The sequence below is a fragment of the Erwinia sp. V71 genome, assembly GCF_965644245.1.
Taxonomy (GTDB): Bacteria; Pseudomonadota; Gammaproteobacteria; order Enterobacterales; family Enterobacteriaceae; genus Erwinia.
This window is the reverse complement of sequence record NZ_CBFFRK010000165.1, coordinates 1-8,177: the sequence shown is the minus strand read 5'-3', so window position 1 is coordinate 8,177 and position 8,177 is coordinate 1. Positions and strand designations below refer to the sequence as shown.

Below are 8,177 nucleotides of genomic sequence, written 5' to 3'. Positions count from 1 at the left end.
ATACAGCTCAGCTAAGGTAAGGCTAATACAGCTAAGGACTCCACTGAACCCCACCGATTAAATCGCACCTTCCCTAATTGCGTTTTGCCGTCTCTGACTCCGCTGTAATGACCGTTGCCATGATTATGGCGGCATCGCTGGTGGGCCTGATCACCGGTTACACCCTGCCGCTGATTAGTCTCGAACAGGCGGGTATGGGCACGGGAACCATGACCATCGGTATTCTGGCTGCGCTGCCGGCGGTGGGAATGATGGGTTCATCGTTCGCCACGCCCTGGTTATCGCGCCGCTATCGTCTGAAATCACTGACATCTGTCAGTCTGATGCTGCTTGCCGCCGCCACCCTCTCCTCCTGTTTGCTGCATAACGTTTGGGCGCTGATTATTCCCCGACTGCTCACCGGTATCAGCGCTGGTATCCTGGTGGTATTGGGCGAAAGCTGGATCACCGGACGCGCATCGGCGAAACACAGTGCGACACTCACCGGGCTGTATACCGCCACCTTTACCGGTTGCCAGCTGGCAGGCCCGTTACTGATCAGCGCTGGTGAGCAATATCAGTTCGCTGCGCTAAGCGCAATCTGCCTGATTGCCGCAGCGACTATCGTGCTGATCCGCACCACCAGCGTGTCATTCGCGTCTGAAACGGCGCAGCCGATACGCTGGCGCAGTATGGCAGGTTTTCTGCCCGTGCTGGCATCCGGCGTATTCTGCTTCGCCTTCTTTGATGCCAGTGTTCTGGCACTGTTTCCACTCTATGGTATGGCACAGGGGCTGAGTGAACAGCATGCCATGATGCTGGTGACCGTCATTCTCGCGGGGGATGCGCTGTTGCAGGTGCCGCTTGGCTATCTCGCGGATCGGGCGGGGATCAGACGTGTCCATATTGCCAGCGGCGTGATTTTTTGTCTGATGATGCTGCTGCTTCCCTTCCTGTTCAGCTCTCCGGTGTTGCTGGTACTGGCCAGTCTGCTGCTCGGTGCTTTTGCCGGCGCACTGTATACTCTCTCGCTGGTACGCGCCGGGAAATTACTCGCCGGTCAGAAACTGATTATGATGAATGCCATTCTCGGGCTGGTCTGGTCAGCAGGCAGTATCAGTGGTCCGGTTGTCAGTGGTGCCATGATTTCGCTGACGGGCTACCACGGACTGGCCGCCATACTCTGTGCCGCGGGAATGGTATTTATTGGTCTGCAACTGATGGCGCCGGAACAAGCCGCACAACGCGCCAGCCAGCAGGACAGTTCGCTGATTTAACGCAGCAGCGGCGCATCAGCTAAGCTGACAACACCGTCATATCACTGCGCGCTAAACGCTAACCCACCGCGATTCATCAGCAACTCAGGCACCATAGCCTGTTTGTGCGTGACCATCCTGCCCCTGATACTGGAAGATGAAGGTAAGCCGCTCACCGTAGAGATGCCCTTCCAGCTGATGAGTAATGATATCGAGGTGATGGCAGATGGCATTCGTCACGGCATGGGAATTGGTCGCCTGTTTGAGCCGATTCATGCCCTGCAGCCTGACAGAGAGAACGTTATTCCGGTGATGACACAGTGGTGGAAAACCTATCCCCGGTGTATCTCTATTATCTGAAAAGTGCCGGAAAGACAAAAAGAGTCAAAGCTTTTATCGATTTTATGTTACAGAAGAGCCATAGAGTCCCGACAACGAAAGAGTAACGAGATGTCCGATAGCTTCAGTCAGCGCGTCCACTTCTATTACTGCATTCTGGTGGCGCTGAAAATCTACGTGAAAACGCGCAAACCCGGCAACGTGCGAGGAAAGAACAATTTCCTGCTCAAATGGCTGCGTAATGCACAGGATGACATGATTTTTCATCCTGACATCAACAGTGAAATCAGCTGGCTGCGCGGCAAAATCATCAGCTCTGGCCCCGATGCCGATCTGGAGCCAATGCTGGAGTATGTCTATGAAACGGCGAAGCGCGCTGAGAAGCTCAGGCTGGGACCATAACCACTAGCACCCTGCCGCAATATAATCACCATTGGCACTGACCGGCACCACGGTCAGGAACAGCACTACGGCGAATAAAATCAACAGCGCACCACCAGCAATACGCAACAGCCGCAGCGTCCGCATGGCCGTCAGTGATGAATCTGTCAGCCATAGCTGCTGCGCACGCTGGCGGAAATGACGGACAAACAGCGCCAGCCCCACCAGCGCCAGTCCCGTACCCAGAGCCATCGTCATCACCGCGACGATGCCCCAGCGGGTGATACCAATGACGCTGGCGAACAGCAGTACCGTCAGCGCACCACTACAGGGGCGCACACCGGTCGCAATAATAATTGCCAGCCAGGCTTTCCAGCCTTCCTGCGGCGCAACAACTGCACCATGATCGTGGCCGCAACCGCAGCCAGCATGATGGTGAGCCGCATCAGTCTTGCGGCTACGCCAGGCATTGACCATCATCATCACTCCCAGCGCGGCAATAAACAACGCACTGGCTTTTTCCAGATACCAGCGGCTCAGGCTCAGCTCGCCAAGTGCAAGGTTAAAGCCAATCGCCAGAATAAAGACAAAAGCAATTGCGCTGAGTCCCTGCACCAGACTGCCAAGAAAAGGCACGCTCAGCGCCACGCCGCGCGGTGGCTGATGCGTGGTCAGCCAGGTGGTGACAATAAACTTGCCGTGTCCCGGCCCTGCCGCATGCAGTATCCCGTACACAAAGGTCACCCCAATAAGCCACAACCCGGCGCTGTACTGTCCGCTGTTGATTTGCAGCAGATGGGTCACCAGATAGCGGTGCAGCGTAATTTGCGTCTGCAACGACCAGGCGAGAAACGCCGTCCAGTGACTGAACAGCAACGACAGTAAGACAATGGTCACCAGCGCCACCAGGCTGAAACGGATTTTTGCAGGACTCATCGCGGCTCTCCCTTATTTCACCCGCTTCACGCTAACAGACTCGTCAGTCTAGATAGAACTGACTCATATGACAAACCAGACTTATCATAAGAAAGTCATCTGAGTTACTGAGATTCAAATTCGTCAGATTTTCGAATTTTTTAATTCTCTTGTAGAGCGTATTAACATGGATATTCAGTTCTTCTGCCGTATTAACCGCTGACTGACGATTTTTTAAATAGCAGCGTAATGTCGTCAGTAAAAAACCGGATTTGTCATTTTCGCCGAGAACCGGCGCCAGGGTATCAGTAATAAAGTCTTTCAGCTCCTGACTACTGTGTTTCACCAGCAAGCGGTCAATACCCGCATGTTTAAAATTCATCATGCCATTACGGTTACGTGCTTTTAATACCTCAAGTGCAATGCGGGACTGTTTTATTGCGGTCACGATCTCTGCAGACTTCAGAATCGAACTTAGCCCCGCCTTATATCCCGTTACCTGCTGATAACCTGCTGACAGTCTGTTCTCTATTGCCTGCAACTTTTGTTCTGAACTGTCAGAAGACAATGCAGTAACAGAGCCAGCGTCAAAATAATACAATGTATTTTTGCCAAAGACATCTTTTCCCAGCGCATTAATCACCGCAATATACTGAATATCCTCCGCGTCAATCCATGCGGGTTCCAGCCGGACACACAGAATATATTTATGCAGTGATAACCCTCTTCTCACCAGATTCATTTCCAGTTCCGGTGTCAGACCGCCAGCACGGATACTGTCAATCAGACTCAGCGTTTTTTTGTTTTCCACGGTGACACTGCTGGCACGTTTGTAAATCTCCATAATAACAAACTCTTTTAATCTGGCGATAATTGACAGCACGCTCTCATTCAGCACATCTTTTTTGATCATAAAAAACGCTAATAATCCGCCGTCACTTTCCAGCGGAAAAACGCCATACCGTGGATCATCTGGCAGCGAAATAAAGTCATCCTTATTGTGCTTTAGCTGACTAAGATTGCGCCATGTGAGGAATGCCATATCCTCATTCAGACGCTGGTTACCCAGCACATCCAGATAATTAATGTCGACTGACAGCATGACCGACATTGTCGCGATAAATTCAGATAACTGATTGTATTTAATCGACAATGACACCATGGCGTTATACAGATTGACGCTGGATTCCAGCAACAGATTCTGCGCCTGCAATTGATTACGCAGCTGTTCCACTACCCGCAGGCTTTCTGTTCTTTCATCATAAAGTCGGGCATTGCGCCATGCCAGCGCAACCTGAGAGGAAAAGGTTTCCAGCAGAGACTGCGCCAGAGAGTTAAATACATACTGACGACTAAAAGAAAGAATCGTCAGCGTGCCATAACACGCCTGCTGATCGTATACCGGGACACAAAGAAGAGAGGCCGCGACAGGATTGCTTTTCAGTATTTCATCTCTTACTGGTGATGTCGTTGTAAAGCTATGCAATATTTCTTCACGCGAATGCAATATTATGGTTTTTTGGCTTTTAAACACTTTCCCGGAAGCGGATTCATTAGGGCTGACTGCATAGTCATAATAATTATCATTAAAACCCGACATGGCAACCGGCACCAGAATATCGTTAGTTTCATCATAAATACGAAATATCGCCGCATCACTGTACGCGATAGTTTTCAGTGCCCCCTCGATAACATGCTGTGTCACGATCTCATGGGAAAGTCCCGAGGCAAGATGCCAGGCATTGTCACTCACCTTGGTGAACATCTGATTCTGATATCTTATCGCCTCCTTTAATAAACTGATCCTGATTTCATTTAAGCAGGAATCAACGGCATCCTCTTCCGCCTGCCGGCCATTCAGTGTAATAGATAAACGCAACGACTCAATATGCAGACAGACGATATCAATAATCAGGCAGTCATGCTGGATATCTTTAATTAAAATATAGGACTCATTCTGTTCAGAAAAACCATCACGGTCTCCACGCATCAGTTCATCATACAACAGTTCAGAGTGTTCAATACGAATATCTCCGAGCGGGAAATAGCGCAATGCTATTTCATAAAGTGAGGGAGACAGCGAATTCGGAAAATTATCATATGTGACATCATACATAAAATAACCCAGCCATTGTGTATGTTCATACATAGATATTTACCATCAGTTCTGTAAGGGTAGCAAGGACAACATCACATCAGCTCATGTTCTATGAGGGGGTTCTATGTACCGGGTTACCGCAGAAAATAAAAATAAGCTCATCATCTTTATCCTGTTCTTGTGCTGGGTCGTCGGTTTTATCGATAAAACGGCGATCAATATTGCCATTATCCCGATCTCGGCAGAGTTCGGCCTGGCCAGTGATGAAACCGGCATGATCATCAGCGGCTTCTTCCTTGCCTACTCACTGACGCAACTGGTCGGCGGCTATCTGGTGGATCGGCTGGGCAGTAAACGCATTCTTACCGGCGCTGTCGCCGTGTGGTCCGTGGCCACCGCGATGAGCGGCATGGCAACCAGCGTACTCTCACTGGCCATCACCCGCTTTTTCGTCGGCATGGGCGAAGCGGTTTTCCCTTCCGGCAGCTCAGTGGTGATCGCTCAGCAATTTGAAAAAAGCAAAATGGCACGCGCGAAATCCTTCCTGCAGTCGGGCGCATCTGTCGGCTTTGCCGTCGGTTCGGTGGTGGTCTCAACACTCATCGCTTACTTTAACTGGCGCATTATGTTCTTTGTGCTCGGTGCCATCGGCATTGTGCTGGCAGTCTGCTTATGGCAGGTACTGCGCACTGGCACACCCGGCAGTGCGCCAGCGGCCACGGAACCACGCCAGGATAACGTGTCGGAGAAACAGCGCCTGCTGAATATTGTCCGTCGCCCGCTTACCTGGAAAATTACTGCCTGCTATTTCTTCACCAATATCGTCTTCTGGGGATTGCAGTCCTGGCTGCCCTCTTACTGGGTGAAGGTGAAAGGCATGAGTATGGTGTCGATGGGCGCATGGTCGATGCTGCCGCCAACACTGGGCTTTATCTCCTTCCTCACCTGCGGCTGGCTGCTTGACCGCTTTTTCCAGGGGCGTGAGAAATACCTGATTGCCATCGGTGCCGCCGTCTCTGCCTTGTTTATCTGGCTGATGTTTAACGCCTCATCGGTGCCGGTGGCGTTTGCCTGGCTGTCAATCTCGAATATTTTCCTCAACGCGATCAGCATCAGTGTCTTCGTCACCATCATTAAACAGTATCCAAAAGCCTCGGTAGGCACCGCCACGGGCTTTATCAACTCCCTTGCCCAGATTGGTTCTTTCCTGTCGCCGCTGATGATTGGCTACATGCTGAAAATGACCAACCAGAACTATTCCACGGCATTTCTGGCCATCATCGCCTGCGCGGTGATCACATGCCTGATTGCCCTTTCCATCCGCCATGAACAGGCTTCGCTGCCCGCGGAAGCGACATCGAACCTGTCCTGATAAAAGAGAACCGACATGAACTACTTACCGATTATTCAGCAAACCATTGAACGTGAGCGCGCGCGAATTACCGCGGTCAGCGACAGGATCTGGGACTTCGCCGAAGTGCGTTACGAAGAGGCGCAATCAGCCGCGTTAATGGCACAGACCCTGCAGGAGAGTGGCTTTGACGTCACCCGTCAGATTGGTGGTATCGACACGGCCTTTGTCGCCACCTTTGGCAGCGGCACGCCGGTGATCGCCTTCCTCGGTGAATATGACGCGCTGCCATCATTGAGCCAGCAGGCCAACTGTGACGTCTTCTCGCCAGTCATACCTGCCGGTAATGGTCATGGCTGCGGCCATAACCTGCTGGGCTCTGGCTCGCTGGCGGCAGCGCTGGCGACTAAAGCCTGCATGGAACAGCTGGGGTTGTCCGGCACCATCAAATACTTTGGCTGCCCGGCAGAGGAAGGCGGCGGCGGTAAAGCCTTTATGGCGCGAGCCGGGGCGTTCGACGGCGTCGATATCGCCTTCACCTGGCATCCGTGGGATGAAAACCTGGCCTATAACGCGCGCATGCTGGCGACCAACCAGGTGAAGTATCTGTTTAAAGGCAAAAGCACCCATGCCGCCTTTAGCCCGCATCTGGGTCGCAGCGCGCTGGATGGCGTCGAGCTGATGAATGTCGGCGCGAACTTCCTGCGCGAGCACATTATCCCGGAAGCCCGTCTGCATTACGCCATCACCAATGCGGGCGGTAATGCGCCTAACGTGGTGCAGTCAGAAGCGCATGTACTGTATAAAGTCCGCTCACCGAAAATGCAGGAAGTGCGTGAAATTACTGAGCGGGTGCATGACGTGGCGCGTGGCGCGGCGCTGATGACCGGGACAGAGGTAACGATTGAGTTCGATGCAGCGTCCGCTGACCTGATCCCAAATGTCACTCTCGCCAGCGTGATGAATGAGGAACTGCTGAAGATCGGCCCGGTGACGTTTACCGCGGAAGAGAAAGCCTTTGCGCAGGCGATTCAGGAAACCTTCTCAGAGGAAGAAAAACGTAAAGTGGCGAAAAAAGGCCGGGTGTTATCGGAAGATATTACCCCGCTGCGCCCTGAACCCGATTTCCTCAACGGCTCCACCGATGTCGGCGATGTCAGCTGGCTGGTGCCCGTGGGTCAGGTGTATATCGCTACCAGCGCGTGGGGTACACCGCCGCACTCATGGCAGATGGTGACTCAGGGCAAAACCAGTTATGCCCATAAAGGCATGCTGCTGGCGGGCAGCATTATGGCAGCCTCCGCCGTGCGGGTGCTCACCACACCATCCATTATTGCGCAGGCAAAAGAAGAACATATTGTGCAGTGCGAAGGCGAAGCATACCGTTCGCTGCTGCCGCAGGATGCACAACCTAAACCGTTAAACAGCTGATTTTCCACAGGGTGGTGCAATGCCACCCTGCTTACTCTAAAAACACCATAACGAGGCGATACGATGAAAGCGTTTAAATTGACACTGCTTGCGGTGGCCGTTGTGCTGTCCGCCGCTCCTCAGGCAGCCGAAATTTATAATAAAGATGGCAATAAACTGGATTTATATGGCAGCGCCCGTGCCCGCCACTATTTCAGTGAAGATACCACGGTGGATGGCGACAACACCTATATTCGCTTTGGTTTTAAAGGCCAGACCCGAATTAATGACAAACTGACCGGATTTGGTCAGTGGGAATACAATATTCAGGCGAATAATGCCGAATCCGATGGCCCAACAGGAAATAAGACCCCGCGAATTCAGATAATAAGTGCAACGCTCGGACATGATTGTGGAGAGTGTAGGAGGAAGGGTTAACTACCGATAA

6 protein-coding genes and 2 pseudogenes are annotated in these 8,177 nt (G+C 52.1%); 6 read left to right on the top strand and 2 right to left on the bottom strand.

The window, feature by feature from the left end; all coding sequences use genetic code 11:
- Positions 1-107 precede the first annotated feature (107 nt).
- The 3 genes and pseudogenes from ACSZO1_RS20865 (at position 108) to ACSZO1_RS20855 (ending at position 1,976) form a co-directional block, all read left to right on the top strand.
- A complete protein-coding gene (locus tag ACSZO1_RS20865) occupies positions 108-1,256 on the top strand; it encodes an MFS transporter (protein WP_437616077.1) in 1,149 nt (382 codons plus the stop codon).
- A gap of 69 nt (positions 1,257-1,325) precedes the next feature.
- Positions 1,326-1,681, top strand: a pseudogene (locus tag ACSZO1_RS20860) (LysR substrate-binding domain-containing protein); the annotation flags it as partial.
- Positions 1,682-1,685: 4 nt separating this feature from the next.
- Positions 1,686-1,976, top strand: coding sequence for a hypothetical protein (locus tag ACSZO1_RS20855; RefSeq protein ID WP_437616075.1), 291 nt, complete (start codon positions 1,686-1,688; stop codon positions 1,974-1,976).
- Positions 1,977-1,979: 3 nt separating this feature from the next.
- Here ACSZO1_RS20855 and ACSZO1_RS20850 read toward each other — a convergent pair whose 3' ends face one another.
- The gene (locus ACSZO1_RS20850; protein ID WP_437616073.1) at positions 1,980-2,891 is read right to left on the bottom strand and encodes a nickel/cobalt transporter; all 912 of its coding nucleotides are present in this window, start codon (positions 2,889-2,891) and stop codon (positions 1,980-1,982) included.
- Positions 2,892-2,934: 43 nt separating this feature from the next.
- Entirely contained in the window at positions 2,935-5,019 is a 2,085-nt protein-coding gene (locus tag ACSZO1_RS20845; protein WP_437616072.1) for a helix-turn-helix domain-containing protein, read from the bottom strand.
- A gap of 73 nt (positions 5,020-5,092) precedes the next feature.
- On the opposite strand from ACSZO1_RS20845, the gene ACSZO1_RS20840 reads away from it, so the two are divergent.
- From ACSZO1_RS20840 to ACSZO1_RS20830, 3 genes and pseudogenes are all read left to right on the top strand, one after another.
- Positions 5,093-6,340, top strand: coding sequence for an MFS transporter (locus ACSZO1_RS20840; RefSeq protein WP_437616070.1), 1,248 nt, complete (start codon positions 5,093-5,095; stop codon positions 6,338-6,340).
- 15 nt (positions 6,341-6,355) lie between these two features.
- Positions 6,356-7,750, top strand: a complete 1,395-nt coding sequence (locus ACSZO1_RS20835) for a M20 family metallopeptidase (protein ID WP_437616068.1) — start codon at positions 6,356-6,358, stop codon at positions 7,748-7,750.
- 63 nt (positions 7,751-7,813) lie between these two features.
- A pseudogene (locus ACSZO1_RS20830) lies at positions 7,814-8,101 on the top strand (porin); the annotation flags it as partial.
- Between the last annotated feature and the right edge of the window lie 76 nt (positions 8,102-8,177).